28 protein-coding genes are annotated in these 25,382 nt (G+C 73.1%); 15 read left to right on the top strand and 13 right to left on the bottom strand.

The window, feature by feature from the left end; all coding sequences use genetic code 11:
* The first annotated feature begins 28 nt into the window (after window positions 1-28).
* Window positions 29-1,363 (top strand): aminotransferase class I/II-fold pyridoxal phosphate-dependent enzyme, encoded by a 1,335-nt coding sequence (locus AB0O36_RS19650; RefSeq protein WP_365111759.1) that lies wholly within the window; start codon window positions 29-31, stop codon window positions 1,361-1,363.
* Between the two features lie 85 nt (window positions 1,364-1,448).
* On the opposite strand, the gene AB0O36_RS19645 is transcribed toward AB0O36_RS19650, so the two are convergent.
* Together AB0O36_RS19645 and AB0O36_RS19640 are read right to left on the bottom strand one after the other, a co-directional pair.
* A complete protein-coding gene (locus AB0O36_RS19645) occupies window positions 1,449-1,712 on the bottom strand; it encodes a hypothetical protein (protein ID WP_365111756.1) in 264 nt (87 codons plus the stop codon).
* Between the two features lie 88 nt (window positions 1,713-1,800).
* Window positions 1,801-2,790, bottom strand: coding sequence for a DMT family transporter (locus AB0O36_RS19640; RefSeq protein ID WP_365111753.1), 990 nt, complete (start codon window positions 2,788-2,790; stop codon window positions 1,801-1,803).
* Between the two features lie 74 nt (window positions 2,791-2,864).
* Here AB0O36_RS19640 and AB0O36_RS19635 point away from each other — a divergent pair, with 74 nt between their 5' ends.
* A complete protein-coding gene (locus AB0O36_RS19635; protein ID WP_365111750.1) occupies window positions 2,865-3,791 on the top strand; it encodes a LysR family transcriptional regulator in 927 nt (308 codons plus the stop codon).
* 25 nt (window positions 3,792-3,816) lie between these two features.
* Here the strand turns inward: AB0O36_RS19635 and AB0O36_RS19630 are convergent, their stop codons facing one another.
* On the bottom strand, window positions 3,817-4,275 hold the full coding sequence (locus AB0O36_RS19630; protein ID WP_365111747.1) for a pyridoxamine 5'-phosphate oxidase family protein: 459 nt from the start codon (window positions 4,273-4,275) through the stop codon (window positions 3,817-3,819).
* A 75-nt stretch (window positions 4,276-4,350) separates the two neighbouring features.
* Here AB0O36_RS19630 and AB0O36_RS19625 point away from each other — a divergent pair, with 75 nt between their 5' ends.
* The 8 genes from AB0O36_RS19625 (at window position 4,351) to AB0O36_RS19590 (ending at window position 11,030) form a co-directional block, all read left to right on the top strand.
* Window positions 4,351-4,956, top strand: a complete 606-nt coding sequence (locus AB0O36_RS19625; protein WP_365111744.1) for a cysteine hydrolase — start codon at window positions 4,351-4,353, stop codon at window positions 4,954-4,956.
* Between the two features lie 20 nt (window positions 4,957-4,976).
* The gene (locus tag AB0O36_RS19620) at window positions 4,977-5,831 is read left to right on the top strand and encodes a HipA family kinase (protein ID WP_365111741.1); all 855 of its coding nucleotides are present in this window, start codon (window positions 4,977-4,979) and stop codon (window positions 5,829-5,831) included.
* Complete coding sequence (locus AB0O36_RS19615) at window positions 5,828-6,211, top strand: DUF3037 domain-containing protein (RefSeq protein ID WP_365111738.1); 384 nt, start codon at window positions 5,828-5,830, stop codon at window positions 6,209-6,211. Before AB0O36_RS19620 ends, AB0O36_RS19615 begins: the two co-directional genes overlap by 4 nt.
* A gap of 141 nt (window positions 6,212-6,352) precedes the next feature.
* Complete coding sequence (gene fabG / locus AB0O36_RS19610) at window positions 6,353-7,114, top strand: 3-oxoacyl-ACP reductase FabG (RefSeq protein ID WP_365111735.1); 762 nt, start codon at window positions 6,353-6,355, stop codon at window positions 7,112-7,114.
* A gap of 19 nt (window positions 7,115-7,133) precedes the next feature.
* Window positions 7,134-7,895, top strand: a complete 762-nt coding sequence (locus AB0O36_RS19605) for an SDR family oxidoreductase (protein ID WP_365111732.1) — start codon at window positions 7,134-7,136, stop codon at window positions 7,893-7,895.
* A 153-nt stretch (window positions 7,896-8,048) separates the two neighbouring features.
* Window positions 8,049-9,632, top strand: coding sequence for an ABC transporter substrate-binding protein (locus AB0O36_RS19600; protein ID WP_365111729.1), 1,584 nt, complete (start codon window positions 8,049-8,051; stop codon window positions 9,630-9,632).
* Window positions 9,633-9,744: 112 nt separating this feature from the next.
* A complete protein-coding gene (locus AB0O36_RS19595) occupies window positions 9,745-10,413 on the top strand; it encodes a uracil-DNA glycosylase (protein WP_365111830.1) in 669 nt (222 codons plus the stop codon).
* A gap of 98 nt (window positions 10,414-10,511) precedes the next feature.
* Complete coding sequence (locus tag AB0O36_RS19590; protein WP_365111726.1) at window positions 10,512-11,030, top strand: hypothetical protein; 519 nt, start codon at window positions 10,512-10,514, stop codon at window positions 11,028-11,030.
* Window positions 11,031-11,121: 91 nt separating this feature from the next.
* On the opposite strand, the gene AB0O36_RS19585 is transcribed toward AB0O36_RS19590, so the two are convergent.
* Window positions 11,122-11,718 (bottom strand): hypothetical protein, encoded by a 597-nt coding sequence (locus tag AB0O36_RS19585; RefSeq protein WP_365111723.1) that lies wholly within the window; start codon window positions 11,716-11,718, stop codon window positions 11,122-11,124.
* A 72-nt stretch (window positions 11,719-11,790) separates the two neighbouring features.
* The gene (locus AB0O36_RS19580) at window positions 11,791-12,312 is read right to left on the bottom strand and encodes a DinB family protein (RefSeq protein ID WP_365111720.1); all 522 of its coding nucleotides are present in this window, start codon (window positions 12,310-12,312) and stop codon (window positions 11,791-11,793) included.
* A gap of 172 nt (window positions 12,313-12,484) precedes the next feature.
* Here AB0O36_RS19580 and AB0O36_RS19575 point away from each other — a divergent pair, with 172 nt between their 5' ends.
* Window positions 12,485-13,390: a Gfo/Idh/MocA family oxidoreductase gene (locus AB0O36_RS19575; RefSeq protein WP_365111717.1), complete on the top strand. Its 906-nt coding sequence runs from the start codon at window positions 12,485-12,487 to the stop codon at window positions 13,388-13,390.
* Here the strand turns inward: AB0O36_RS19575 and lnt are convergent.
* The 5 genes from lnt to AB0O36_RS19550 form a co-directional block, all read right to left on the bottom strand.
* The gene (lnt, locus tag AB0O36_RS19570; protein WP_365111715.1) at window positions 13,335-14,876 is read right to left on the bottom strand and encodes an apolipoprotein N-acyltransferase; all 1,542 of its coding nucleotides are present in this window, start codon (window positions 14,874-14,876) and stop codon (window positions 13,335-13,337) included. The two genes, AB0O36_RS19575 and lnt, sit on opposite strands and share 56 nt — an antisense overlap.
* A 133-nt stretch (window positions 14,877-15,009) precedes the next feature.
* Window positions 15,010-15,489 carry a nuclear transport factor 2 family protein gene (locus AB0O36_RS19565; RefSeq protein ID WP_365111712.1) on the bottom strand — a complete coding sequence of 160 codons (480 nt, stop codon included), beginning with the start codon at window positions 15,487-15,489 and terminating at the stop codon, window positions 15,010-15,012.
* 68 nt (window positions 15,490-15,557) lie between these two features.
* Window positions 15,558-15,734, bottom strand: coding sequence for a hypothetical protein (locus tag AB0O36_RS19560; RefSeq protein ID WP_365111709.1), 177 nt, complete (start codon window positions 15,732-15,734; stop codon window positions 15,558-15,560).
* A gap of 139 nt (window positions 15,735-15,873) precedes the next feature.
* Window positions 15,874-16,749 carry an undecaprenyl-diphosphate phosphatase gene (locus AB0O36_RS19555; RefSeq protein WP_365111706.1) on the bottom strand — a complete coding sequence of 292 codons (876 nt, stop codon included), beginning with the start codon at window positions 16,747-16,749 and terminating at the stop codon, window positions 15,874-15,876.
* Window positions 16,750-16,796: 47 nt separating this feature from the next.
* Window positions 16,797-17,522 (bottom strand): VTT domain-containing protein, encoded by a 726-nt coding sequence (locus AB0O36_RS19550; RefSeq protein WP_365111703.1) that lies wholly within the window; start codon window positions 17,520-17,522, stop codon window positions 16,797-16,799.
* A 214-nt stretch (window positions 17,523-17,736) separates the two neighbouring features.
* Here AB0O36_RS19550 and AB0O36_RS19545 point away from each other — a divergent pair, with 214 nt between their 5' ends.
* Both AB0O36_RS19545 and AB0O36_RS19540 read left to right on the top strand, forming a co-directional pair.
* The gene (locus AB0O36_RS19545; protein ID WP_365111700.1) at window positions 17,737-18,645 is read left to right on the top strand and encodes a patatin-like phospholipase family protein; all 909 of its coding nucleotides are present in this window, start codon (window positions 17,737-17,739) and stop codon (window positions 18,643-18,645) included.
* A gap of 90 nt (window positions 18,646-18,735) precedes the next feature.
* Window positions 18,736-19,527 carry a fused MFS/spermidine synthase gene (locus AB0O36_RS19540; protein WP_365111827.1) on the top strand — a complete coding sequence of 264 codons (792 nt, stop codon included), beginning with the start codon at window positions 18,736-18,738 and terminating at the stop codon, window positions 19,525-19,527.
* Between the two features lie 222 nt (window positions 19,528-19,749).
* On the opposite strand, the gene AB0O36_RS19535 is transcribed toward AB0O36_RS19540, so the two are convergent.
* Window positions 19,750-21,069, bottom strand: a complete 1,320-nt coding sequence (locus tag AB0O36_RS19535) for an MFS transporter (RefSeq protein WP_365111697.1) — start codon at window positions 21,067-21,069, stop codon at window positions 19,750-19,752.
* An 85-nt stretch (window positions 21,070-21,154) separates the two neighbouring features.
* Window positions 21,155-22,222 (bottom strand): hypothetical protein, encoded by a 1,068-nt coding sequence (locus AB0O36_RS19530; protein WP_365111695.1) that lies wholly within the window; start codon window positions 22,220-22,222, stop codon window positions 21,155-21,157.
* A gap of 96 nt (window positions 22,223-22,318) precedes the next feature.
* Between AB0O36_RS19530 and AB0O36_RS19525 the strand changes: the two genes are divergently transcribed.
* Window positions 22,319-22,774: a DUF4442 domain-containing protein gene (locus tag AB0O36_RS19525; protein ID WP_365111692.1), complete on the top strand. Its 456-nt coding sequence runs from the start codon at window positions 22,319-22,321 to the stop codon at window positions 22,772-22,774.
* Window positions 22,775-22,877: 103 nt separating this feature from the next.
* Complete coding sequence (locus AB0O36_RS19520) at window positions 22,878-23,582, top strand: peptidylprolyl isomerase (protein WP_365111690.1); 705 nt, start codon at window positions 22,878-22,880, stop codon at window positions 23,580-23,582.
* A gap of 63 nt (window positions 23,583-23,645) precedes the next feature.
* On the opposite strand, the gene AB0O36_RS19515 is transcribed toward AB0O36_RS19520, so the two are convergent.
* The gene (locus AB0O36_RS19515) at window positions 23,646-25,154 is read right to left on the bottom strand and encodes a DUF2079 domain-containing protein (RefSeq protein WP_365111687.1); all 1,509 of its coding nucleotides are present in this window, start codon (window positions 25,152-25,154) and stop codon (window positions 23,646-23,648) included.
* Window positions 25,155-25,382: the final 228 nt, after the last annotated feature.

The raw sequence follows: 25,382 nt of genomic DNA, 5'->3' as shown, positions 1-25,382 counted from the left end.
TCCATTGCACTAGTGCATAATTGGCTTTGTGCTAGGAGATTACATGATCGAGGGGCGGCGCGCCTCCGAAATCGCTGCCAGTGTGGAAACGGGGGTGGGCCGGGGAGAGCTCCCGCCCGGCACCCTGCTGCCGCCGATGCGCGAACTGGCGGCCCGGCTCGGGGTGAACCCGAACACCGTGGCCGCGGCGTACCGGACGCTGCGCGAGCGCGGGGTCATCGAGACGGACGGGCGGCGCGGCAGCCGGGTGCGGTCCCGTCCGGCGAGCGCGCCGCGGGAGGCGCGCGCGGTCGCGGTGCCGCCGGGCACCCGGAACCTGTCCAACGGCAACCCGGACGTCGCGCTGCTGCCGTCCCTGGAGGGGCCCCTCGCCGCGGCCTCCCGCCGTTACGCGCAGACGCCCACCCTGTACGGGCAGGACCCGGTGGTGCCCGAACTGGCGCGGCTCGCCCGCGAGGGCCTGGCAGCGGACGGGGTGCACGCCACCGGTCCGCTCGCCCTGACCTCCGGCGCGCTGGACGGCATCGAACGGGTGCTGGCGGCCCACCTCAAACCCGGCGACGCGGTGGCGGTGGAGGACCCCGGGTGGGGGAGCGTCCTGGACCTCGTCCCGGCGCTGGGGCTGCGGCCCCTGCCGGTCGAGGTCGACGACGACGGCCCGGTCCCCTCGGCGGTGGCCCGGGCGCTGGCGGCGGGGGCGCGGGCCCTCGTGATCACCGCCCGGGCGCAGAACCCCACGGGTGCGGCGGTCGGGGCGGCCCGGGCGGCCGAGCTCGGGCAGCTGCTCGCCGCGCACCCGGAGGTGCTGCTCATCGAGGACGACCACGGCCACGGCATCGTGGACCTGCCGCTGCACCCGCTGGGCGGGGTGACCCGGCACTGGGCGCTGATCCGCTCCACGTCCAAGGCGTACGGCCCCGACCTGCGGCTCGCGGTGGTCGTCGGTGACGAGGTCACGCTGGACCGGATCCGGGGACGGCAGCGGCTGGGCCCCGGCTGGGTGAGCCGCCTGCTCCAGTACGCCGTCGCGGAGCTGTGGGGCTCGGGCGCGGTGGACACGGCGGTGGTGGCGCGCGCGTACGGGGAGCGGCGTGACGCGCTGGTCGCGGCGCTGGCCGAGCGGGGCGTACGGGCGTACGGGCGCAGCGGGATGAACGCCTGGATCCCCGTCGCGGACGAGACGGCCACGGTCACCCGGATGCTGGCCGCGGGATGGGCGGTCGCGCCGGGCGCCCGGTTCCGCATGGAGACCGGCCCGGCGGTCCGCATCACCGTCTCGACCCTGACGCCGTCGGAGATCCCCGCCCTGGCCGACGCGGTGGCCGCGGCGGTCCGCCCTGCGGCGGGCGTCCGCTGGGACTAGGTGTGTCGTTCGGATCAGGCCGGATCCGGAAGGCGCGGCCGGGGACGTGTTTCCGGGTCGTGCCGGGCCCGGAGCGGGGCTCGGCTCAGGTCGTGGTCGCGATGGCCGGGGACGCGAGCAGCAGGACCGCGCCCGCGGCGCTCAGGACGGCGCCCACGGTTCGGAAGAAGACGGCAGACGCGACCCGGTCCGGAGGGTCCAGGCGGCCCTGGGCGTGGGCACGCAGCTCCGCGTTGCGCGCGGCGTACTGCTCCAGTGAACGGGCGGCGCCACGGATGCTCAGCGCGACCCAGCCGCCGCAGACGAACCCGACGGCGCCCAGCGGCAGCAGCAAGGTCAGAACGCTCATGGAAAATCCCCCCGGACGTGGTGGTGAACGCCCGGAGGGCAGCAGCGGCCCGGCGGGGGAGGAGCGCCGGGCCGGTGCCGTCGGCCGGTCAGGTGCGCGGTCGGGACTGGGTGCGCGGTCGGGACTGGGTGAGTGCGGCGCCGGCGAGGACGATGGCGGCGCCGACCGGGGTGTTCCAGTGCAGCTGCTCGCCCAGGACCAGGACGCCCGCGGTGGTGGCGATCACCGGGATGAAGTACGTGACCATCTGCGCGGTGGTCGGGCCGACCTCGGCGACCAGGCCGTACTGCATCTGCAGGGCCATGCCCGTGCCCAGGGCGCCCAGCGCGATCACCGAGAGGGTGGGCCACAGCGGGAACCCGGCCGGGGCGGAGGTGAACAGGGCGCTGACCGCGGTCAGCTGGAGGGTGGAGACCATCAGCTGGGCGCCGGTCAGGGCCACCGGGGAGCCGGGGGTGCCGGCCAGCGTGCGGCGGACGTAGATCCAGCCGATCGGGTAGCAGAGCGAGGCCAGCAGCGCGAGCGCGGTCCCCTTGGCGTCCACGCCGGCGAAGCCCTGCCAGGCGCCGAGCACGATCAGTACGCCGAGGAAGCCGAGGCCGAGTCCGGCGACGCGGCGGCGGGTCGGACGGTCCTCGGAGAGCGCGACCATGGAGAGGACCATGCCCCAGAGCGGGGACGTCGCGTTGCAGATCCCGGCCAGGCTGGAGGGGATGCTCAGCTCCGCGTACGCGAACAGGGAGAACGGGGCGGTGTTCAGCAGCAGGGCGGCGACCGTGAGGTGGCCCCAGGTGCGCAGGCCGCGCGGCAGCGGCTCCCGGCGCACCAGCAGGACGGCGAGCAGGGCGAGGGCGCCGAAGAGCACCCGGCCGAGGGCGACCTGGAACGGTGCGTACGCCTGGGTGCCCACCTTGATCAGCAGGAAGCTGAAGCCCCAGACGACGGAGAGCAGAGCGAACCGGACGCGCCAGTCCAGAGCGGCGCGGCGCGTGGCGGTGGCGGTGGCGCCGGCGGCGGCGGGGGCGGCGACGGAGGCGGATGGGGCGGGGACGGCCGGGGAGGTGGTGGGTGCGCTCATGCCATTCAGAGTGCGACGCTCAACATCGTAGGACAAGCGAGATTTCTTTGGAATGAAGGCGTAGCATCGCTTACATGTTGAACCTGGAGCGCCTCCGTACCCTCGACGCCCTCGCCCGGCACGGCTCGGTCAGCGGTGCCGCCGAAGGACTGCACGTCACCACCTCCGCGGTCTCCCAGCAGATGGCCAAGCTGGAGCGCGAGGTCGGCCAGCCGCTGCTGTCCAAGCACGGCCGGGGCGTCCGGCTCACCGACGCGGGGCGGCTGCTCGCCGACCACGCGGCACGGATCATCTCCCAGGTCGAGCTGGCCCAGGCCGACGTCGAGGCCCAGCGCGGCTGCGCGGTGGGAGAGCTGCGGATCGGGGCCTTCCCCACCGCAATGAGGGGTCTGCTTCCGGCCACGCTCACCTCGCTGCGCGCCGGGCATCCGGAGCTGCGCGTCCGGGTCCGCGAGATGGAGCCCGAGGAGAGCATGGCGGCGGTGGTGCGCGGGGACCTCGACCTCGCGCTGGCCATCGACTGGCACAACAAGCGGATGCCGGTCCCGGCCGAGCTGGTGCGCGCGCACCTGCTGGACGACGCGGCGGACGTGGCCGTGCCGGCCGGTCATCCGCTGGCCGGGCGCACCGAGGTCGTCTCCCTCCGCGAGTTCGCCGCCGACGAGTGGATCTCCTGGAACGAGGGCCAGTTCTGCCACGAGTGGCTCGTCTTCACCCTCCGCGGCACCGGGATCGAGCCGCGCATCACCCACATCGCCGAGGAGCACCACACCCAGCTCGCCTTCGTGGAGGCCGGACTCGGCGTGTGCGTGACCCCCAGGCTGGGCCGCGGGCCGGTGCCGCACGGGGTCCGGCTGCTGCCGGTGTGCGACACCGTCCGGCGGCACGTCTACGTCGTCTGGCGGGCGGACGCCGACCGCCGGCCGTCGATCCGGGCGGCCGTGGCCGCGCTGCAGGCCACCGCGTCGGCCATCGAGAGCGGTGACGGCGCCGCGGCATAGCCGTCCCCGCCCGGGAGCCTTTCGTTCAGATCTTGCGGAAGTCCCAGGAGACGATCCGGTCCGGGGTCAGCCGGAGCCATGCGTGGCGGCCGTCGTGCGGCATCTCGGCGATCCCGAAATTCTTGGCCGGAAAGAGACGTTCGACCTCCTCCAGTTCGGGGCAGGGCTCGCCGGTGCGCGGGGCCTCGCCCACCGGCACCGCACTGCCCGACAGCTCCACCCCGTGCAGTTCGTCGTAGGACTCGCCCGCGTCGACCACCACCGAGATCCGCGGGTCCTTGCGCAGATCGGCCCAGCGGCGGCTGCGGGTGATCGAGTACAGCCAGAGCGAGGTGCCGTCCCAGGCGAACCACAGCGCGCCGACGTGCGGGCCGCCGTCCGGGGAGACGGTGGCCACCCGGCAGGTGCGCTGTTCCGCCAGGAACGCGTCCACCTCCGCCGGGGTCATCATGATGCGCCGGCCGCGCCGCTGAGAGTCGTCCATGGTCCTGCACCCCTTCACATCTGACTGTGTGTCAGGAATCATCGGGGCTCTTCCGCCGCCACACCAGGGGGAGTCATGCTCGAGCTCGATCCCGCGACCACCGCCCTGCTCACCATCGAGTGCCAGAACGGCGTGGTCGGCGACGACAGCGCCCTGCCCCAGCTGGCCGAGGAGGCCCGGACCTCGGGGATGCTGGCCCGGGTCGCCGCCCTGGTCGCGGCCGCCCACCGGGCGGAGGTGCAGGTCCTCCACGCGGTGGCCGAGCGCCGGCCGGACGGCCGGGGCGCCAACTCCAACGCCCGGCTGTTCCGTGCGGCGGCGAGGCTCCCGGTGCGGCAGCTGTCCGGCACGCACGCCGTCCGGGTCGCCCCGCCGATCGAGACCGCCGAAGAGGACCTGATCGTCCGGCGCCTGCACGGCCTCTCGCCGATGGCCGGCACCGACCTCGACCCGCTGCTGCGCAACCTCGGCTGCCGGACCCTGGTCGTCACCGGGGTCTCCGCCAACGTGGCCGTGCCCAACACCGTGTTCGACGCCGTCAACCTCGGCTACCGGGTCGTGGTCCCGGGGGACGCGATCGCCGGAGTGCCGGCCTCGTACACCGCCGAGGTGCTCCGCAACTCCCTGTCGCTCGTCGCCACGATCACCACCACGGAAGAAATCCTCAAGGCGTGGGTGTAGACCCCTTGTAACCTGGAGCGATGCTGTCCGAAGTGATCGCGACCCGTTACGTCACGCCCCTGCGTGAGGGCGGCTCGCTCCCGGGGATCGTCGAGGCCGACGACCTCGGGACCTACGTCATGAAATTCACCGGGGCCGGCCAGGGCCGCAAGACCCTGGTCGCCGAGGTCATCTGCGGCCGCCTGGCCCAGCGGCTGGGGCTGCGGGTCCCGGAACTGGTCGGGATCCAGCTGGACCCCGTCATCGGGCTCGGCGAACCCGACCAGGAGGTGCAGGAGCTGCTCAAGGCCAGCGGCGGGCTGAACCTCGGCATGGACTACCTGCCCGGCTCCATCGGCTTCGACCCGCTGGCCTACCGGGTGGACCCCGTCGAAGCCGGCCGGGTGGTCTGGTTCGACGCGCTGGTCAACAACGTGGACCGGTCCTGGCGGAACCCCAACATGCTGGTCTGGCACGGGGACCTGTGGCTGATCGACCACGGCGCCACCATGATCTGGCACCACAACTGGCCCACCGCGCAGGCCGCGGCGGCCAGGCCGTACAACGCCTCCGACCACGTACTGGCGCCGGCCGGGCCGGACATCGCCGCGGCGGCGGCCGAACTGGCCCCGCTCGTCACGCGCGAGCTGCTGCACGAGGTCGCCGCCGACGTCCCCGACGAGTGGCTGGCCGACGAGCCCGGCTTCGCCTCCCCGGACGAACTGCGCGCCGCCTACGTGGACGCCCTGCTGCCGCGCGCGGCCACGATCCACGAGCGCATCTCCATGGAGTCCGAGGCCAAGGCGCCGTCCCGGCCCCCGGGCTGGCTCACCGACCACCTCGCCGAATGGCCCCACAAGAACGTCAAGACCCAGAAGAAGAGCGACAGCCGGTGATCAAGCGGGACGTGTTCGAGTACGCCCTGGTGCGCGTGGTGCCCCGGATGGAGCGCGGTGAGTGCTTCAACGCCGGAGTGATCGTCTACTGCCGGGCGCACGGTTTCGTGGCCGCCCGCACCCATCTGGACGAGGCCAAGCTCCTCGCCCTGGACCCCGCCGCCGACGTGACCGGCGTACGGGCCGCGCTGCGCGCCGTGGAGGGCGTCTGCGCCGGCGGCGAGCAGGCCGGCCAGGCCGCCGGGGACGACCCCGGACGGCGCTTCCGCTGGCTGATCGCGCCCCGCAGCACGGTGGTGCAGCCCGGCCCGGTGCACACCGGGCTGACCGCCGACCCGGCCGCGGAAGTGGAACGCCTGCTCGACCTCCTGGTGCGCTGAACCCGCCGGAAGCCGCGGCGCCGTTGACACCCGGTGCCCGGCCTCCTAGCGTCCTCCCCAGCTGAAGCTACTAAGCGGTTGCTCAGCGCATCTGTACGGGCAGCCGCATCCCGAGCATCCCAAGGGCGAGGAGAACCCAGCATGTCCACCACCGAGCAGCGCGTCGCCATCGTGACCGGCGCGGCCAGGGGAATCGGCGCCGCCACCGCGATCCGGCTGGCCGCCGAGGGCCGGGCCGTCGCCGTTCTCGACCTCGACGAGACCGCCTGCAAGGACACCGTGGAGTCGATCACGGCGGCCGGCGGCACGGCCCTCGCGGTCGGCTGCGACGTGTCCGACGCCGGACAGGTGGAGGCGGCCGTCGAGCGGGTGGCGAACACCCTGGGCGCCCCCGTGATCCTGGTCAACAACGCCGGAGTGCTCCGCGACAACCTGCTCTTCAAGATGGGCGAGAGCGACTGGGACACCGTCATGAACGTGCACCTGCGCGGTGCGTTCCTGATGTCCAGGGCCTGTCAGAAGCACATGGTCGACGCGCAGTTCGGCCGGATCGTCAACCTGTCCAGCTCCTCCGCGCTGGGTAACCGGGGCCAGGCCAACTACTCCACCGCCAAGGCGGGCCTGCAGGGCTTCACCAAGACCCTCGCCATCGAGCTCGGCAAGTTCGGCGTCACCGCGAACGCCGTCGCCCCCGGCTTCATCGCCACCGACATGACCGCGGCCACCGCCGCCCGCGTCGGCATGGGCTTCGAGGACTTCCAGGCCGCCGCCGCCACCCAGATCCCGGTCCAGCGGGTCGGCCGCCCCGACGACGTCGCCAACGCCATCGCCTTCTTCACCGGCGAAGCGGCCGGCTTCGTCTCCGGCCAGGTCCTGTACGTGGCCGGCGGCCCGCTCAACTAGCACGAGAGGGGCGCAGGTCATGGCGTACAACGGCACGGACAGCGGGCAGGTCGCACTGATCACCGGGGCGAGCCGCGGCATCGGCTACGGCATCGCCGAGGCGCTCGTCGCCCGCGGCGACCGGGTGTGCATCACCGGCCGCAACGAGGACACCCTGAAGGAGGCCGTCGAGCGGCTCGGGGCCGACCGGGTCATCGGCGTGGCCGGAAAGGCGCACGACGAGGCCCACCAGGCCGCCGCCGTGGAGCGGGTCATGGAGGCATTCGGCCGGGTCGACTTCCTGATCAACAACGCCGGCACCAATCCGGTCTTCGGTCCCATCGCGGACCTCGACCTCGGGGTCGCGCGCAAGGTCTTCGAGACCAACGTGATCTCCGCGCTCGGCTTCGCCCAGCGCACCTGGCACGCCTGGCAGAAGGACCACGGCGGGGCGATCGTGAACATCGCCTCCATCGCCGGCGTCTCCGCCTCGCCCTTCATCGGCGCGTACGGGATGAGCAAGGCCGCCATGGTCAACCTCACCCTGCAGCTCGCCCACGAGATGGCGCCGGGGGTGCGGGTGAACGCGATCGCGCCGGCCGTGGTCAAGACCAGGTTCGCGCAGGCGCTCTACGAGGGCCGGGAGGCGGAGGCGGCCGCCGCCTACCCGCTCGGCCGGCTCGGAGTCCCGTCGGACATCGGCGGGGCGGCGGCCTTCCTGACCTCCGCGCAGGCGGATTGGGTAACGGGTCAGACACTCGTCGTGGATGGAGGAATGTTCCTCAATGCCGGAGTTCACTGAGCGATAACCGGACACATTCACTCTTTTTAGAGTGGTAGATGTTGTCGCCAATGTGTACGGAACCGGTCAAGTGCCCCACGAAACCTGGCCCATCGGATTCGTGGGGTCCTGGGGTATGGTCTGCCGCACCCAGGCCGATCGAGGAGCGTGCACGTGTTCAACCGGACCAGATGCCTGCAGATCACTGCGGCCCTTGCGTCCATATCCCTGCTCGCGGGTTGCGGGCTCATCTCGGGTGACGAAGGCGAGGGCGACCAGCGCCTCGTCGTCGGCACGATGAGCGCGCCCAGCACCCTCGATCCGGCGGCCGCCTGGGACGGTTCCTGGGAGCTCTACCGGAACGTCTACCAGACCCTGCTGGCCTTCCCGACCGGCAGCACCAAGCCGCAGCCGGACGCCGCGCAGTCCTGCGAGTTCACCGACTCCGCCAACCAGGCCTACCGGTGCACGCTCCGCAAGGGCCTGAAGTTCTCCAACGGCGAGCCGCTGGACTCCAAGGCGGTCAAGTACTCCTTCGACCGTATCAAGAAGATCAACTCCCCGGTCGGCCCGAAGGACCTCTTCGGCAGCCTCGACCGGGTCGAGACCCCGGACCCGCAGACCGTCGTCTTCCAGCTGAACACCTCCGACGCGACCTTCCCCTTCGTCCTCGGCTCCCCGGCCGCCTCGCTGGTCGCGCCGAAGGACTACCCGGCCGACAAGGTCCGCGAGGGCAGCAAGGTCACCGGCTCGGGCCCCTACGTGCTCGACGCCTACGTCGAGAAGGAGCGGGCCGAGCTCTCCCGCTACGGCGACTACCAGGGCTTCGCCCAGATCAAGAACGCCGGCGTGACCATCCGGTACTTCGACGACTCCGGCAAGATGGTGGCCTCCCTCAAGGACAAGGACATCGACGCCACCTACCGCGGCCTGACCGCCGCGGAGGTCAAGGAGCTCCAGACCGACGGCGGCAGCGAGTTCGGCATCCAGGTGGTCGCCAACGTCGGCTCCGAGATCCGGTACCTGGTCTTCAACCCCAAGGACCCGGCCGCCCGGCAGCTCCCCGTACGCCAGGCCGTCGCCCAGGTCATCGACCGCGGCGCGCTCGTCTCGAAGGTCTACCAGGGCACCGCGGAGCCGCTCTACTCCATGGTCCCCAAGGGCGTGGTCAGCCACCGGACGCCGTTCTTCGACAAGTACGCGCACCCCGACGTCCCCAAGGCCCGGAAGTACCTCAAGGACGCCAACGTCCAGACCCCGGTCGAACTCAGCTTCTGGTACACCACCGACCGCTACGGCTCCTCCACGGCCGAGGAGTTCAAGGAGATCCAGCGGCAGCTGGAGGACAGCGGCCTGTTCAAGGTCACCGTCCAGGGCAAGCCCTGGAAGGAGTTCCAGCAGGGCTACAAGTCGGGTCAGTACCCGGTCTTCGGCCGAGGATGGTTCCCCGACTTCCCGGACCCGGACAACTTCATCGCGCCGTTCGTCGGCAAGGACAACGCGGTCGGCACCCCCTACGAGCAGCAGACCATCCTGCACGACCTGATTCCGAAGTCGCGCCGCTCCAGCGACCGCTCCGCCGTCTCCCGGCAGTTCGAGGAAGCCCAGAAGATCTTCGCAGACGACGTCCGGCTGCTGCCGCTGTGGCAGGGCAAGCTGTACGTCGCCGCCGGCGAGGACGTCGGCGGTGCCGAGCGCGCGCTGGACCCGCAGACCGCCATGCAGATGTGGGAGCTCTACCGCAAGCAGAGCTGGTAGCGGCCGCCGGCCCGTCGTGGAACGGGCAGCGGGTGCGGGCGGTGTCAGTGGTCGCCGGTAAGTTCTGTGATCAGTTGCAGAACGATTGTCGGAGGTTGTCGACGTGACCCAGATGCTGCCCGAGTCCTGGCTGCCCGTGCTCGGCGAGGAACTGGAGAAGCCCTACTTCCGGGAACTCCAGGAGTTCGTCGAGAAGGAGCGCGCCCAGGGGCCGGTCTACCCGCCGAGCGAGCACGTCTTCGCCGCGCTGGAGGCCACGCCCTTCGACCGGGTCAAGGTCCTGGTGCTCGGCCAGGACCCGTACCACGGCGCCGGCCAGGGCCACGGACTGTCCTTCTCGGTCCGTCCGGGAGTGAAGACCCCGCCCTCGCTGCGCAACATCTACAAGGAGATGCACGCCGAGCTGGGCACGCCCATCCCGGACAACGGCTATCTGATGCCGTGGGCCGAGCAGGGCGTGCTGCTGCTCAACGCGGTGCTCACGGTCCGCGAGGCCGAGCCCAACTCGCACAAGGGCAAGGGCTGGGAGAAGTTCACCGACGCGGTGATCCGCGCGGTGGCCGGCCGCCCCGACCCGGCGGTCTTCGTGCTGTGGGGCGCGTACGCGCAGAAGAAGCTCCCGCTGATCGACGAGACCCGCCACGTGGTGGTCAAGGGCGCGCACCCGTCCCCGCTGTCCGCGAAGAAGTTCTTCGGCTCCCGGCCCTTCACCCAGATCAACGAGGGCGTGGCCGCGCAGGGTCATGAGCCGATCGACTGGCGGATCCCGGACCTCGGCTGACGGCCCACCGCGCCTTGCGCGGCAATGTCGGTGCCTCCGGCTAGCGTCTTGATGATCAGACCATACGGGTCTGGCTGGACCAACCGCCGGAGGCCGCGTTGACCGAGCAGCAGGAGGCGTCGGAGGACGCCGTCATGACCCGGATCGGCCAGGCGATCATCCTGCTGCACGCCGGGGACCGGGAGGAGGCCCGCAACCGGCTCGGCGGGATCTGGTCGGAGATCGGCGAGGAGGGCGACCCCCTGCACCGCTGCACGCTGGCCCACTACATGGCCGACGCGCAGGACGACCCCGATGACGAGCTCGCCTGGGACCTGCGGGCCCTGTCCGCCGCCGAGGCGCTGGGCGACGACCGGCTCGCCCGGCACGAGCCGCACCTGGCGGTCCGTGCGTTCTACCCCTCCCTGCACCTCAACCTCGCCGCCGACTACGTCAAGCTCGGACGGCCGGAGGCCGCACGGGTCCACCTGGGGCGGGCCCGCGCGGCCACGGGCGCGCTCGCGGACGACGGGTACGGCAACGGGGTCCGGGCGGCCATCGCCCGGCTGGCCGAACGGCTGGCGGGGGAGCCGGGGGACCTGCCGGGGCCGGGCTCCGTGCCCGGCCAGCACTCGTAACCCGGACGCAGCCGGCCGGCCGGACAGTCGGCCGGTCGGGTGGCGGGTCACAGGGGCAGGGGGCGGCCAGGAGGCCGGCCGGGAACCCCGGTCAGCCGGTCTGGACGCCGTCGCAGATGCGGGCCTCGGGACTGTCCGGCTGGAGGTGACCGTGCTTGCGGCCCAGCGCGCACACATCGGCCGGCCGCATCGGAAGGTGCTTCATGACCTCCCGTTCCACCTCCCGGGCCCGCGGCCCGTTCTTCCCGTCCCGGCCCTGCTCCCGGCCCTCCCCGTGCCGGCCCTTGCCGTCCCGTCCGCCGTTCCTCCCGGCCCCCGTCCCGTCCGCGGAGGTCCGCGGCTCCGGGATGTCCGGGACCGGCGGAACGGGCTCGGCGGGGCCCTCCGGGGCGGTTTCCCGGCCCCCGCCGCCCTCTCCGGCGGCCGGAGCCGGAGCGGCGGCGTCCGAGCCGCCTCCGGACCCCTCCGGAGCTGCCTTCAGCGCCTCCAGCGCGGGAGCCTGCACCACCACCGGCGCGCTCCCCGTCCCGCCGCGCGTCTCGTGCCGCGGCGGCACGCCCGCGGCGGGAGCGGCGGCGGGCTGCAGCGGGGCGCCCGCCTCCGGGGTCACGCTCACACAGCCGGAGACGGCCGAGACGGCAGCGGCGACTCCGAGGACCAGGGTTGTCGTGGTTCGGGTTGGATGCACTCGCGCAACTCTGCTCTGTGCGGACCCGGTTGCGAAAATCCGCGGGCGGTTTTGACCCCGCACGAGTGACGGCTACGCGCCGGTTGCCCCGTCGATCTGCTCCCGGAGCAGGTCCGCGTGCCCGTTGTGCCGCGCGTACTCCTCGATCATGTGCGTGTACACCCAGCGCAGGTTGTACCGCAGCTTCCGGCGCGGGTGCTCGCCCACCGACAGCTCGTCCAGCGAGCGCCCGGCCACCGCCTCGCGGGCCAGCTCGATCTCCGTGCGCCACTGCTTCTCCGCCTCGGCGAAGGTGTCCTGCGGGCCGAAGTGGAAGTCGCCGTCCACGTCCTCCTCCGTGGAGTACAGCTCGGGCAGGTCCAGGCCCAGGGTGATCTCCCGGAACCACCACCGCTCCACCTCGGCCATATGGCGTACGAGGCCCAGCAGGGTCAGTTCGGAGGGCGTCAGCGGGGCGCGGCGGAGCTGCTCCTCGTCCAGGCCCCGGCACTTCATCGCGAGGGTGACCCGGTGGTGGTCGAGCCAGCCCTCCAGCATCTCCCGCTCGCCGGCGGTGGTGGACGGGTCGGGACGCTGGTCAATATCGAAAGTCATGCCCACATCCTGGGACAACGCCGCCTCACGCACCAGGGATTAAGCTGCCGGGACGGGCCGGCCGCGGTGGCCGGCCGCCACGGGCCACGCCGCAGCGCGCCGGACCACGCGGACCGCGCCGGACCACGGCGGACCGTTCCGGCCACGGCAGACGACATCAGGAGGACCCCCGGTGAAGGTCGCATGCATCGGACTGGGCGACATCGCCCGGAAGGCGTACCTGCCGGTCCTCACGGCCCGCCCCGGCACCGAACTGCACCTGCACACCCGCACCCCCGCCACGCTGGAGCTCGTCGGCGACCGGTACGCCGTCCCGGCCGCCCGCCGCCACACCGGCCTCGACTCCCTGCTCGACCAGGGCCTGGACGCGGCCTTCGTCCACGCCGCCACCGCCGCCCACCCGGAGATCACCGAGCGGCTGCTCCTGGCCGGCGTACCCACCTACGTCGACAAGCCCCTGGCCTACGAGTACGCCGAAGCGCAGCGGCTGGTGGAACTCGCCGAACGGCGCGGGGTGTCCCTCGCCGTCGGGTTCAACCGGCGGTTCGCCCCCGGCTACGTCCAGTGCGCCGACCACCCGCGCGACCTGATCGTGATGCAGAAGAACCGCGTCGGGCTGCCCGAGGACCCGCGCACCCTGGTGCTCGACGACTTCATCCACGTCGTGGACACCCTGCGCTTCCTGCTGCCGGGCGAAGCCGACCACATCGACGTACGGGCCCGGATCCGGGACGGCCTGATGCACCACGTGGTGCTGCAGATGTCCGGCGAGGGCTTCACCGCCCTGGGCATCATGAACCGGCTGTCCGGCTCCGCCGAGGAGGTCCTGGAGGTCTCCGGCCAGGACACCAAGCGGCAGGTGCTCAACCTCGCCGAGATCGTCGACCACAAGGGCCAGCCGACCGTCCGGCGGCGCGGCGACTGGGTCCCGGTGGCCCGCCAGCGCGGCATCGAACAGGCCGTGGACGCCTTCCTGGAAGTCGTCGCGGCCGGGAAGGTGCTCAGCGCCCGGGACGCCCTGCTCACCCACGAACTGTGTGAACGGGTGGTCCTGGCGGCACTGGAGCAGGCCGCCTGACCCGGCGAACCACGAGGAACGCGGCGTACCCGGCGAGGGCGGCCAGGGCGGCCCGCACAGCCCAGTCACCGGAACGGACGTACAGGGTGCGGCCCTGCGCGAGCGGGACGTCGTAGACCACGGCCGCCGACGCCGAGGTGCCCAGCCGCTGCCCGACGGGCTGCCCGGACGGGCCGTACACCGAGCTGATCCCGGTGAGCGTGGCGTGCACCACCGGGCGGCCGTTCTCGGCGGCCCGCAGCGCGGCGAGGGAGGCGTGCTGGGCGGGCGCCCAGCTGTGCTGGAAGGTGGACGTCGCCGACTGGGCGACCAGCAGCGCCGCCCCCTCGCGGGTCAGGTGCCGGCTCATGTCGGGGAACGCCGACTCGAAGCAGACCAGCGGCCCGATCCGGACCCCGGGCCGGCCCGGCAGCGCCATCAGCACCGGGGTGGTGCCCCGCCGCCGGTCCTCCCCGGCCGCCTTGCCCACCGAGGTCACCCAGCCCAGCAGCGAACGGAACGGGACGTACTCGCCGAACGGCACCAGCCGCATCTTGTCGTACCGTTCCCCGGTCGGGCCCGCCGGGCCGATCAGCACCGAGGACTTGTAGATGCCCGGCCGGTCGGACCGGCGCGCGTCCACGTTCACCAGGAGCGGAGCGCCCACCACGTCCGACAGGGCGGTCAGCCGCCGGGTCAGGTCCGGCCGGGCCGCCAGGTCGGCGCCGACACTGCTCTCGCCCCACACCACCAGGTCGGGCCGGTGCCCGGCTAGCTCCCGGGTCAGCCGCTCCTCGACGTCGAACCGCTGCTCCACGCTGTCCGTACCGCCCACCACCCCCGGCTGGACGACCGCCACGCGCAGCACCCCCGAGGCCTGCGGCCGGGGCGCCCACAGCCACACCGCCCCCGCCAGCACCGCCAGGGCGGTCACCGAGGCGACGGCCACGGCGCGGGCGGCCGGCGCCACGGCGAGCAGCACGAGCGCGCAGTTCACGGCGACCACCAGCAGGCTCACCAGCCAGACCCCGCCCACCGAGGCCAGCCGCAGCGCCGCCGGCACCTGCCACTGGCTGGCCCCCAGCAGCCCCCACGGCCCGCCCAGCCCCTGCCACGACCGGACCAGCTCCGACAACAGCCAGCCCGCCGGTACGAGGACCAGCGCGGCCGCCGCCCGGCCCGGGGACGGGGTGCCGCCGAGCAGCGCCCGGACCAGCAGGGCCCACGGGATCCACAGCAGGCCGACCAGCGCGGCCACCGGCAGCAGGAACACGTGCAGGCTGGGCAGCAGCCAGTGGTGCACGGCCACGATGAAGCCGGCCCCGCCCAGCCAGCCCTCCAGGGCCGCGCGCCGCGGGCTCGGCGCGGTGCGCAGCAGCAGCATCCACGGCACCAGGGCGGCGTACGCCCACCACCACCGGGCGGGCGCGGGGAACGCGAACACGGGCAGCGCGCCGGCCGCCACCGCGGCCGCCGCCCGCCACCACCGGGACCCGCCGGTCAGCATGAGGCGCCTCCCCCTCCAGTCTGGCCCCGGCCGGGGCCGATCTCATCCCGGCAGGTGCCGCTCACCCCGACGGGTGCTGCTCGTGGGGGCAGGTGCTGCCCAAGCGCGCAGGGCCCGTGCGGGCAGGTGCCGCTCATTGCGGCAGGTGCCGCCACTTCTCGTGCACGGTGACCCGGCCGATCCGCCAGCCGTCCGCCGTACGGGCCAGTACGAAGGTGTAGCGGCCCGCCGCGACGAAGTTGGGCGCGGTGGAGCCGGGCGCCGGCTCCGCCCCGGCGGCGGGGGCCTCCAGCCGCATCGGGTTCACGAAGTCGGCCCGGACCTCCGACCGGTCACCGGGGGCGCCGTCCACCCGCTCCAGCAGCACCCTGCGGTTGACGATCAGGTGCTGGCGGACCGGGAAGAGCGTCATGGTCCCGGCCAGCCACTCCGCCACCTCCCCGGCCGGGCCCTCGATGCCGCCCGCGGAGCGGTAGTCCGCCCGCCCGTACGGCGCGAAGAGCGCCCGGTAGGCCGCCCAGTCCCCGTCGTCCACGGCGACCGCGTACCCCGTGATCACGTCGTCCACGGCGAGCCGGTCCATCACGGTCGCCAGGTCCACACGCTGCGTCATCGGGACAGTGTGGGGGAGCGGGGGCCCGAGGCCAAGGGTCGTGCGGACATCACCCGGAAGCCGGCCCCTCAGGGGCCCGAGCGCGGATCCCGCTGCCGCACCACGACCAGGAAGGCGTCGGTGGCCAGGTCCATCACCACCTCGGCCGGCACCCCCTCACGCATCCGCTCCGCCGCGTACTCCTCGGCGGGCCAGCTTCCCCTCGGACTTCCCGCAGGAAATCGCTCCAGCACCACACGGCCCATGGGACACCCCCAGCGCGTTGCCTTTCCTTTTCTCACAGGGACAACGACGCGGGGGCCGCCCGGGAACGTTCCCGGGCGGCCCCCCACATCGGTGTCCGCGTCGTCGCGCCCGTCTCCGCGCGCCGCCTTCCGCGTCCGGCTACTGGCCCGACTCGCCCGCGTGCGGGCTCAGCACGTCCGTGCCGACCAGCACGAACAGTGCGATGCCGAGCAGGATCCGGTAGATCACGAAGGGCATGAAGCTCTTCGTCGAAATGAACTTCATGAACCATGCGATGACCGCGTACCCGACGACGAAGGCGAGGACCGTCGCGAAGATGGTCGGCCCCCAGGCCACGTGGCCCTCCTGGAGCGCGTCCTTCAACTCGTAGCCGCCGGAGGCGACCACGGCCGGAATGGCCAGCAGGAAGGAGTAACGGGCCGCCGCCTCACGGGTGTAGCCCATCAGCAGACCGCCGGAAACGGTCGCGCCCGACCGGGAGACGCCCGGGATCAGCGCCATCGCCTGGCAGATGCCGAAGATCAGGCCGTCCTTGATGTTCAGGTCCCGCAGCGTCTTGCGCTCCCGGAGGGCCCGGTGCCGGCCGCCGGCCTCGTCACGGGCCGCCATCCGGTCGGCCACGCCCAGCACGATGCCCATCACGATCAGCGTGGTCGCGGTCAGCCGCAGGTCCCGGAACGGGCCCTCGATCTGGTCCTTCAGCGTCACACCGAGCACACCGATCGGGATCGAGCCCACGATCACCAGCCAGCCCATCTGGGCGTCGTGGTCGGAACGCATCGCCTTGTCGGTCAGCGACCGGCACCAGGCGGAGATGATCCGCATGATGTCCTTGCGGAAGTAGATCAGCACCGCGGTCTCGGTGCCGATCTGGGTGATGGCGGTGAAGGCCGCACCCGGGTCCTCCCAGCCGGCGAAAGCCGCGGTCAGCCGCAGGTGCGCGCTGGAAGAGATCGGGAGGAACTCCGTAAGCCCCTGGACGAGACCGAGGATTAGGGATTCGAACCAGCTCATGACGGGGTGCGCTCGTCCTTGTGATCGTCGGGCAGATGGGGACGATGCTAGGGCCCGTGGGTTGCGCCGGTGACCACAGGGGTGGGCTGCGGGGGGATTCCGGCCGCGGGGACGGCCGGAGCGGCCGTCAGCCGGTGCCTCTTCCGCCAGGCCACGGCCCCGGCGAGCAGACCGGAGACGCCGATGAAGCCGAAGGAGACGAGGAAGGCCGGGGAGGTGGGCGAGGCGGCGCTGCCGCCCGCGATCACGTACGCCGCGGTGTTGGGGACGGTCCCGATCGCGGTCGCCGCCAGGAAGGGCAGCCAGCCGCAGCGGGACACCGCCGCGATGTAGTTGGCGGCCGCGAACGGCACCCCCGGGAAGATCCGCACCGCGAGCACCGAGCGGAACCCGTGCCGGCTCAGCTGGCCGTCGGCCGCCTTCAGCCAGCGGCCGCGCAGCAGCGGGCGCAGCGCGTCCTGTCCCATCCCCCGGCCCAGGCCGAAGGCGATCCCGGCCCCGAGCACCGTGCCGGCCACCGCCGCGGCCAGACCGAACTGCGCCCCGAACACCGCCCCCGCGCCCAGGTTCAGCAGCGGGCGGGGCACGAACGCCGCCGTGCACAGGCCGTACGCCACTGCGAACAGCAGCACCGCACCGCCCACCGGGAGTCCCGGCGGCCAGCCCTCCGAGAGCAGTCGCTGGGGCTCGTACAGCACCACGCAGACGCCTGCCGAGACCAGCAGGACGACCAGCAGTGACAGCCGGGTCCACGGCGCGAGGAGGAGGGACATCCCGGGAGGTTAACCGACGGGAACGGCCGGCCGCCGTAATCTGCGCCTCAGGCGGCCGAACGCCCGGGGGCGGGAGCGGGTGGGCTTCGGTGGGCGGGCGGTGGCCGGAAGCCGGCCTGCGTGCGGTCGTCGCCCGGCCCCGGCCTGGTGATGGCGGGAGGGCACTGCGAGACTGCCGCCACCACGGTCACGGCATTCCTGGAAGGCGGCACCGATGACGGGGACGGAGACGGGAACGGGCACGGGATCGGGAACGGGGGCCGGACCGGGCGGCACCGGGACGGCGCTGGTGCTCGGCGGCGGCGGGCTGACCGGAGTCGGCTGGGAGTGCGGCATGCTGCACGGCCTGGCCGAAGCGGGCCTCGACCTCTTCGGCGCGGACCGGGTGGACCTGGTCGTGGGGACCTCCGCCGGATCGCTCGTCGGCGCCCAGGTCGTGTCCGGGCTGGTGGGCCCGCGGGAGCTGTACGAGCGCCAGCTCGGGGACCCCTCCGGCGAGCCGGTGGCCCGGCTCGGCGGTTCGGTCTTCGCCCAGTTCGCGCTGGCCATGCTGCGGTCCCGTACACCGCAGGCGTACCGGCAGCGGGTGGGCACCCTCGCGCTCGGCGCCGAAACCGAGCCCGAGGAGTCCCGCCGGGCGGTGCTCGCGGAGCGGCTGCTCACCCACGAGTGGCCGGACCGGCGACTCCTGGTCAGCGCCGTGGACGCGCTCACCGGGGAGCTGCGCGCCTTCGACCGCGACAGCGGCGCCGGGCTGGTCGACGCGGTCTCGGCGAGCTGCGCGGTGCCGCTGGTCTGGCCGCCGGTGACCATCGGCGGCCGGCGCTACATCGACGGCGGGATCCGCTCCTCCGCCAACGCCGACCTCGCGGCCGGGTACCGGCGGGTGATCGTCATCGCCCCGGTGGCACTGGGTTCGCACCTGGTGCCCTCGCCCCGGACCCAGGCGGCCGCCCTGCGGGAGGCCGGCGCGGAGGTGGTGGTGATCCACCCGTCCCGGGAGGCCCGCAGGGCCTTCGGCCGCAACGTGCTCGACCCGGCCCGCCGGGCACCGGCCGCCCTGGCGGGCCGCGAGCAGGCCGCCGCGCACGCGGCCGATGTGGAGCGGGTCCTGGCCGCCTGAGGCGCCCGCGGTGCGCTGCCGGAGAATGGTGCGGTGAGCGACGAACGGATCCCGGTGCTGCGGGACACGGTGCAGGGCACCGCCAAGCTGATGCCGGACGTGGACCGGGACGGGGGCTGGCTGCTGACGGTCGACGGGGCCCCGCAGTCGTACGTGGACCTCGACGACCCCGGCCACCTGGAGTTCGAGTACGTCCGCCGGCTGGCGCACGTACTGGACTGCGCGGCGGATCCGGGCGAGCCGCTGGACCTGGTCCACCTGGGCGGCGGCGCGCTGACCCTGCCGCGGTACGCCGCCGCCGGACGGCCGGGGTCGCGGCAGCAGGTGGTCGAGTTCGACGCGGACCTGGTGGAACTGGTCTCCGGACACCTCCCGGTGCCGGCCGGGTCCGGCATCACGCTGCACACGGCGGACGCGCGCGCCTGGCTGGAGCAGGCTCCGGCGGCGAGCGCCGACGTGGTGGTCGGGGACGTGTTCGGCGGTTCCCGGGTGCCCGCGCAGCTGGCCTCGGCCGAGTACGCGCGGGAGGTGGCGCGGGTGCTGCGGCCGGGCGGGCTCTACGCGGCGAACCTGGCGGACGGGGCGCCGTTCGGCTTCCTGCGCGCCCAGCTGGCCAACTTCCGCGAGGCGTTCGACGGGCTCGCGCTGATCGCGGAACCGGCGGTGCTCCGAGGCCGCCGCTTCGGCAACGCGGTGCTGCTCGCCTCGGACGCCGAACTGCCGCTGGCGGCGCTCTCCCGCCGGTGCGCGGGCGACGCGTTCCCCGCACGGGTGGAGTCGGGCCCGGCGCTGGCCCGCCTCATCGGCTCCGCCACCCCGGTCGCGGACCGCGACGCGGCGCCGTCCCCGCCGCCGCCCTCCGGGGCCTTCACGCTGACCTGACCCCGCCCGGGGCGGCCGGCCGAGTCCGCCCCGCCGTGCGTGTCCCCCGGGCCGGCAGGCCCGTCGGAGAGGCCCCCGTGCCGGTGCGGCCGCACCACGTGCGTGCAAGCCGCACCGGTGTCTGAGGTGTTACGGGAAGGGACGGGGTGGGGTCATCCCCCGCAGGGCACGCCTGCGTGCTCACGAGCTCACGAGCCCGCGCGGCCGCTGCCGGGAGCGGCATCAGCGCGCCGCCGGCTCCGGGGCCACGGCGCCCGCCGCTGCGATCGCCTCAGGGCCGGAGGCGACCTCCTTCGCGGACCGCCGCCGGAGCCGCCGTACGTCCGGCACCAGCAGCACCAGCGCCGTCGCCGCGACGACCAGCGCCGTGCACCCCCACAGCGCCTGGGTCCGCCCGAACGCGGACTCGGCCGGCCCGGCCAGCGCCGTCGCCAGCGGCAGCATCGACACCGAGCCGAACCAGTCGTAGGCGGACACGCGCGAGAACTTGTCCTCGGGGATCTCCTGGTGCAGCGTCGACATCCAGTTGACGCCGAAGACCTCGATCGCCGCCCCGCTGACGAACATGGTCACGCACAGCCCCCAGGCCGGGAGCGGCACCGCCAGCCCCGCCGAGGGCAGCGCGAACGGGAACACGCACAGCGTGCCGACCAGCAGCATCCGGCGCGGCTTCCAGGCCATCATCAGCACGGCGCCCGTGATCGTGCCCACCCCGAAGAAGGCCAGGGCGATGCCCCACGGTGCGGGCCCGCCGAGGTGCTCGCGCGCGACCAGCGGCCCGTAGACCGATTCGGCCGCGCCGACGACGCCCACCACCACGGAGAACTGGAGCACGATGCCCCACAGCCAGGGGCGGGTGCGCACTTCGGCCCAGCCCTCGCGGAGATCGGCCAGCAGGCCGCTGCTCTTCTCGGGCCCGCTCTTGACGCCGACGTCCAGGAAGGCGCGCAGCAGACCCGCCACCGCGAAGGCGGCGGCGTCCACGGCGAGGACCCAGCCGGGCCCCATTCCGGCGATCATCGCGCCGCCCAGTGCGGCACCGCCGATGCCGGCCCCGTTGACGGCCATCCGGAACAGGGCGAAGGCGCGGTTGGCGTGTTCGCCGGAGACGGTCGCGAACAGCATGCCCTCGGCCGCCGGGTTGAAGAAGGCCTGGCCGGTGCCGCAGAGCGCGCTGAACAGCATCATCTGCCACAGCTGCGCATGGCCGAGGAGCACCACGGCGGCGAACGCGCCCTGGGAGACGCAGTTGACGGCGTTGGCGGCGACCATCACCCGGTGCCGCGGCAGCCGGTCGGCGACGGCCCCGCCGACCAGCAGGAAGAGGACGAGGGGCAGGGTCCGGGCGGCGGCCACCAGACCGACGTCACCACCCGAGCCACCGGCCTCCAGCACCGCGAACGCCGACGCGACCAGCGCTCCGTGCGCACCGAGGTTGGTGATGACGGCGGCGCTGGTCAGCAGGGTGTAGTTCCGGCCCGCCCACGCGGGGCGTTGCCGGCCGGAAGGGGGTGCGGCGGAGGGGGCGGCGGGAGAGCTCACCCCCGGACTATCCCCGTTCGGGGCCGTTCTGCCAATCGGAATAACGGTGGGAAATCATCCGGGGGCGGGCCGGAACAGGACGCAATCAGTCGGACGTGAGCCGGACCGTGCTGAGGACCTTCTCATAGACCTCCGGCTTGACCTCGTCCTTCACGCCGGCCGCGCCGTAGAGCACCCAGCTGGCGAAGTCGCCCTTGGCGTTCTTGAAACCGAAGCCGATGGCCTTGCCGTCGGTGGCGCACTTGTGGGGCTTCTTCACGCCCGTGGCGGTGGAGGTGACCATGTGGCCCTTGAGGCCGGAGGCGGTCGTGTACTCCTTGGGCTCGGAGACCTTGACCGTGCCCTTCGGCTCCTTCTGGGCGTAACCGGCCCAGACCCAGCTGCCGGTGTTGTTGCGGGCGGCCTCCGCCGTGTCCTTGGCGCCGTTGGCACCCTTCACGCCGGTCCCGGCCAGGGAGTAGTCCTCGACGTCACCGTCCTTGTCGGAGTCGACCTTGCACCACTCCTCCTTGAGGTACGCGGGCGCAGACATGCTGATGGCGGGGGTGATGCCGTCGTTCTTGGTCTCGTCGAGGAAGCCCGAGCTGACGCCGGAACCCAGCACCTTCCACTCCGGCGGTACGTCGAAGGCGACGCCGTACTTCGGGTTGACGACCACCTTCCAGCCGGGGACGGTCGGCTGGACGGAGCCGCCGGCCCGCGGGTTGCTGCTGGGCGTGGCGGGTGCGGCCGGGCTCATGGCGGCCGAGGGCGGTGCGGATGCCGTGTTCTGCGGCTTGTCGTTGGCCTGCGGCTTCTTGTCGTCGTCCTTGGTCAGGACGAACGCTCCGGTGACGGCCGCGGCGACGGCCACCGCCGCCGCGGCGACGATCGCGATGGTCTTCGTCGAGTTGCCCGATCCGGAGCCGCCGCCCTGCGGGGGCTGCGGCGGTGCCTGCTGGGGCCACGGCTGGGTGGCCGGCTGCTGCTGGCCGTACCCCTGCTGCGGGTACCCGTAGCCCGGCTGCTGTTGGCCGTACCCGGGCTGCGGCTGTCCGTACCCCGGCTGCTGGTACGGGTTCGGCTGCCCCGGCCCCGGCTGCTGGTACGGGTTCTGGTTGGCGTTCTGCGGGTTCTGCTCGCCCCCGGGCGACGGCTGCTGTCCTGGCCACATGGCCGGTAACGATAGTGGGAGGGGGTGACAGGGGCTACGTCCGCCCCTCCCCGGGGGCTGGTCAAGCCCATCTACTCATGGGTAACATCCGGTTCCATGAGCGCAGATCAGATGAACATGGGCGAACTGCTCGCCGCCACGGTGCCGATGGTCCGCACCCTCAACCTCGAATGCGTGGAGACCACGCCCGAGCGCGCCGTCTTCCGCCTGCCGGACCAGCCGGACTACCACAACCACATCCAGGGCCCGCACGCCGGCGCCATGTTCACCCTCGCGGAGTCCGCGAGCGGCGCGATCGTGCTCGCCGCCTTCCAGGAGCAGCTCTCCCGCGCCGTCCCGCTCGCGGTCAGCGCGCAGATCGGCTACAAGAAGGTCGCCAAGGGCCCGGTCACCGCGACCGCCACCCTGGGCCGCCCCGCGGCCGAGGTCATCGCGGAACTCGACGCCGGCGGCCGCCCCGAATTCCCGGTGGCCATCACCATCCAGCGCGACTCCGACGAGGCCGTGACGGGCGAGATGACCGTGGTCTGGACGCTCCGCCCGAACGCGTAGCCCCGGGGCGGGGGAGTGTACGGCGTGTGGTGACCGGGCCGTGGTGCGGTACTGGATACGCTCGCCGCGTCGTACACGCCCGCTCATGGAATCCGAGGCACGTATGAGTCTGACCGGCGGAAAAAGGTTCGGCGCGGGGCGGTCGGGGCGTACGGCGGCCACCGTGGTCGCGGCGGTCGCGGCGTGCTCCGGGATCGGCTGGACGGCGGTCGCCCTCACCAGCAGCTCCACCGCTGCCAGACCACCGGTCACCTGTGCCTACACACCGACCGGGGCCGGGCCGCGGACCGTCGGCGTACCGTCCTTCGACGCGGATTCCGCAGGCCGGCCGCTGACGTTCCGGCTGACCACCGGTGAGGGGACGGTCACCGTCAAGGCGCTGACCGAGGACGCCCCGTGCGCCACGAACTCCTTCTCCTACCTCGCGGGGAAGAAGTACTTCGACGGCAGCAAGTGCCACCGCCTCACCACCAAGGGGATCTTCGTCCTCGAATGCGGCGATCCCGCCGGGGTCGGCAACTCCGACCCCGGGTACTCCTATCCGGACGAGAACCTGGCCGGTGCCGTCTACCCGGCGGGCACGGTGGCCGTGTCCAAGGCCCAGCCCGGGCGCAACGGCGGCCAGTTCTTCATCAGTTACGGCGACCCCGCGTTCCGTCTCAACCCCGACTGGACGCCCTTCGGGAAGGTCGTCGAGGGACTGGACGTGGTGAAGAGGATCGCGGCGAAGGGGACGGCGAGCGGAGAGCCGGACGGGGCGCCGAAGGAGCCCGTCGTCCTCACTGCGGTCACCGTCCAGCGCCCCTGAGGGGAGCGGAGGCCGGGGGCGCGCTTCCCGCGCTGCCCGGCCTCCGCTGCCCGTCGGCGGGCCTCAGCCCGTGCGGCTGAGGAGGAGGAAGCCGTCCCTCTCCGAGACCGTGCGGTACCCCTGGGCGCGGGCATCGGAGATGGCCCGGCTTTCCCGCAGTGCCGACAGGGGGAAGCGGAGCGCGGGCGCCACCCGGGTGTCGACCATGATCCACTCGGGATGGGGGCGGCTGTCCCCCCAGCCGTGGAGGCTGACGCTGGTGCGGTCGGCGAGGTGCGGCACCAGGTAGCTCGACGCCTGGACCGTGGCACCCTCCGGGATCTCGGCCATCATGCTGTGGGCCACCGCGGTACGGGGGTGGTTGCGCCAGGTCTCCGGCTCCACCAGCTGCCACAGGGCGAAGTGCGGCAGCAGCATGAGGGTGACGGCCGCCGAGCCCGCCAGGTACCGGTACAGGCTCGTGCCGCTCGTGCCCCGCCGGTGCAGGGCGTCGGCGAAGGCGACGAACACGATCGGCATGACCAGCAGCGAGTAGTGGAAGCCGGTGCCCCAGTGGTCCGGGTAGCCCGAGACCAGGCGCCACAGCACGGACGGCACCGCGATCAGCACCAGCGGCGAGCGCAGGGCCAGGAACAGGGTCGGGGCCAGGATCAGGATCATGGTCATGACCTTCACCTGCGGGGTCACCAGCCCGAGCGTCAGTTTGAAGAGGAGGCCCGCCAGGCCGTCCTGCGGCGCGTCCGCCAGCTCCGGCGGGAGCATGCCCGGGGGCAGGGCCGGGTTGTGGGAGGCGAAGTAGCCGTCGAACCCGCCCGGGTGGAGGGAACCCAGCACCAGCACGGCCACACCGGCCGCCACCACGCCGAACGCGGCCGTGGCCAGCCCGGGCCGGCGCCCGCCCGGGCCGCCCCGCCACGCGATGACCAGGCCGATCACGGCCACCGTGAGGCCGAGGTCCTCCTTCACCAGGACGAGCGGCAGCGCCCAGTACGCGGCGGCACGCAGCCGGCCGTCGGCGAGGGCCGTGAGGGACAGCACCAGCAGGGGCAGGGCGAACGCCCACTCGTGGAAGTCACTGGTGACCCCGCTCGCGATGCCCCACGAGAGGCCGTAGCAGGCGCCGATGACGGCGGCGGCCGCGGAGCCGAGCGTCCGGCGGACCCAGAAGGTCAGGGCCAGTACGCTGCCCGCCGCGAGCGCGGCCTGCGCCACCAGCAGCATCTTGACCGAGGGCCACAGCCAGTACAGCGGCGCCAGCAGGGCCAGAACGGGCGAGAAGTGGTCGCCCAGGATCGGGAAGTCCGGTCCCTTGACCTCGGAGACGGGCAGGTGCCCCTCCGCGTACGAACGCACGGCCTGGACGAAGATCCCCAGGTCGAAGGCGCGCGTGAGCAGGCGCTCGTGGAGGGACAGGGACAGGACCGAGTAGCCGAAGAACAGCGCCCCCGCCATGCTCCAGATCCACCACGTGTTCTCGGGACGGTCCTTCGCCGGGGGCTTGGGACGGGGCCGGACCGCGTTGCCTGTCTGTTGCGGTGGGAGCGTGGCGGCGTCGCCGGTGGGTGCGTGCATGGCTCCTCACATTGCCAGCAACGCGGATGAGCGGGGCAGGAGTTGCCCGCCGCCCCGGCAGATTCCGCCGAATGGCGCACGTCATGCGAGCACCGGGGGCGAGTGCAACGCGGATGCGCGCACCGGACGTACCGCGGGGACCGGGGCCCGGAGGCTGCGTCCCAACAGCTGAACGCCCCCGCCCCCGGCAGCGCGTCTGCGCGGGGCCGGGGGCGTCGGGGGCCCAGA

It is taken from the genome of Streptomyces sp. NPDC089799 (genome assembly GCF_040684755.1).
In the GTDB taxonomy this organism is placed as follows: Bacteria; Actinomycetota; Actinomycetes; order Streptomycetales; family Streptomycetaceae; genus Streptomyces.
Note: the sequence above shows the minus strand (reverse complement) of the source record. Positions and strands in the feature narration are given on the sequence as shown.

Bases quoted from the DNA above. Each gene is read 5' to 3' on its own strand.
- AB0O36_RS19645 (WP_365111756.1), bottom strand. From the start codon at position 1,712: ATGAGCGTTCTGACCTTGCTGCTGCCGCTGGGCGCCGTCGGGTTCGTC.
- AB0O36_RS19640 (WP_365111753.1), bottom strand. From the start codon at position 2,790: ATGAGCGCACCCACCACCTCCCCGGCCGTCCCCGCCCCATCCGCCTCC.
- AB0O36_RS19635 (WP_365111750.1), top strand. From the start codon at position 2,865: ATGTTGAACCTGGAGCGCCTCCGTACCCTCGACGCCCTCGCCCGGCAC.
- AB0O36_RS19630 (WP_365111747.1), bottom strand. From the start codon at position 4,275: ATGGACGACTCTCAGCGGCGCGGCCGGCGCATCATGATGACCCCGGCG.
- AB0O36_RS19625 (WP_365111744.1), top strand. From the start codon at position 4,351: ATGCTCGAGCTCGATCCCGCGACCACCGCCCTGCTCACCATCGAGTGC.
- AB0O36_RS19620 (WP_365111741.1), top strand. From the start codon at position 4,977: ATGCTGTCCGAAGTGATCGCGACCCGTTACGTCACGCCCCTGCGTGAG.
- fabG (WP_365111735.1), top strand. From the start codon at position 6,353: ATGTCCACCACCGAGCAGCGCGTCGCCATCGTGACCGGCGCGGCCAGG.
- AB0O36_RS19605 (WP_365111732.1), top strand. From the start codon at position 7,134: ATGGCGTACAACGGCACGGACAGCGGGCAGGTCGCACTGATCACCGGG.
- AB0O36_RS19595 (WP_365111830.1), top strand. From the start codon at position 9,745: ATGCTGCCCGAGTCCTGGCTGCCCGTGCTCGGCGAGGAACTGGAGAAG.
- AB0O36_RS19580 (WP_365111720.1), bottom strand. From the start codon at position 12,312: ATGACTTTCGATATTGACCAGCGTCCCGACCCGTCCACCACCGCCGGC.
- lnt (WP_365111715.1), bottom strand. From the start codon at position 14,876: ATGCTGACCGGCGGGTCCCGGTGGTGGCGGGCGGCGGCCGCGGTGGCG.
- AB0O36_RS19565 (WP_365111712.1), bottom strand. From the start codon at position 15,489: ATGACGCAGCGTGTGGACCTGGCGACCGTGATGGACCGGCTCGCCGTG.
- AB0O36_RS19560 (WP_365111709.1), bottom strand. From the start codon at position 15,734: ATGGGCCGTGTGGTGCTGGAGCGATTTCCTGCGGGAAGTCCGAGGGGA.
- AB0O36_RS19555 (WP_365111706.1), bottom strand. From the start codon at position 16,749: ATGAGCTGGTTCGAATCCCTAATCCTCGGTCTCGTCCAGGGGCTTACG.
- AB0O36_RS19550 (WP_365111703.1), bottom strand. From the start codon at position 17,522: ATGTCCCTCCTCCTCGCGCCGTGGACCCGGCTGTCACTGCTGGTCGTC.
- AB0O36_RS19545 (WP_365111700.1), top strand. From the start codon at position 17,737: ATGACGGGGACGGAGACGGGAACGGGCACGGGATCGGGAACGGGGGCC.
- AB0O36_RS19540 (WP_365111827.1), top strand. From the start codon at position 18,736: ATGCCGGACGTGGACCGGGACGGGGGCTGGCTGCTGACGGTCGACGGG.
- AB0O36_RS19530 (WP_365111695.1), bottom strand. From the start codon at position 22,222: ATGTGGCCAGGACAGCAGCCGTCGCCCGGGGGCGAGCAGAACCCGCAG.
- AB0O36_RS19525 (WP_365111692.1), top strand. From the start codon at position 22,319: ATGAGCGCAGATCAGATGAACATGGGCGAACTGCTCGCCGCCACGGTG.
- AB0O36_RS19520 (WP_365111690.1), top strand. From the start codon at position 22,878: ATGAGTCTGACCGGCGGAAAAAGGTTCGGCGCGGGGCGGTCGGGGCGT.
- AB0O36_RS19515 (WP_365111687.1), bottom strand. From the start codon at position 25,154: ATGCACGCACCCACCGGCGACGCCGCCACGCTCCCACCGCAACAGACA.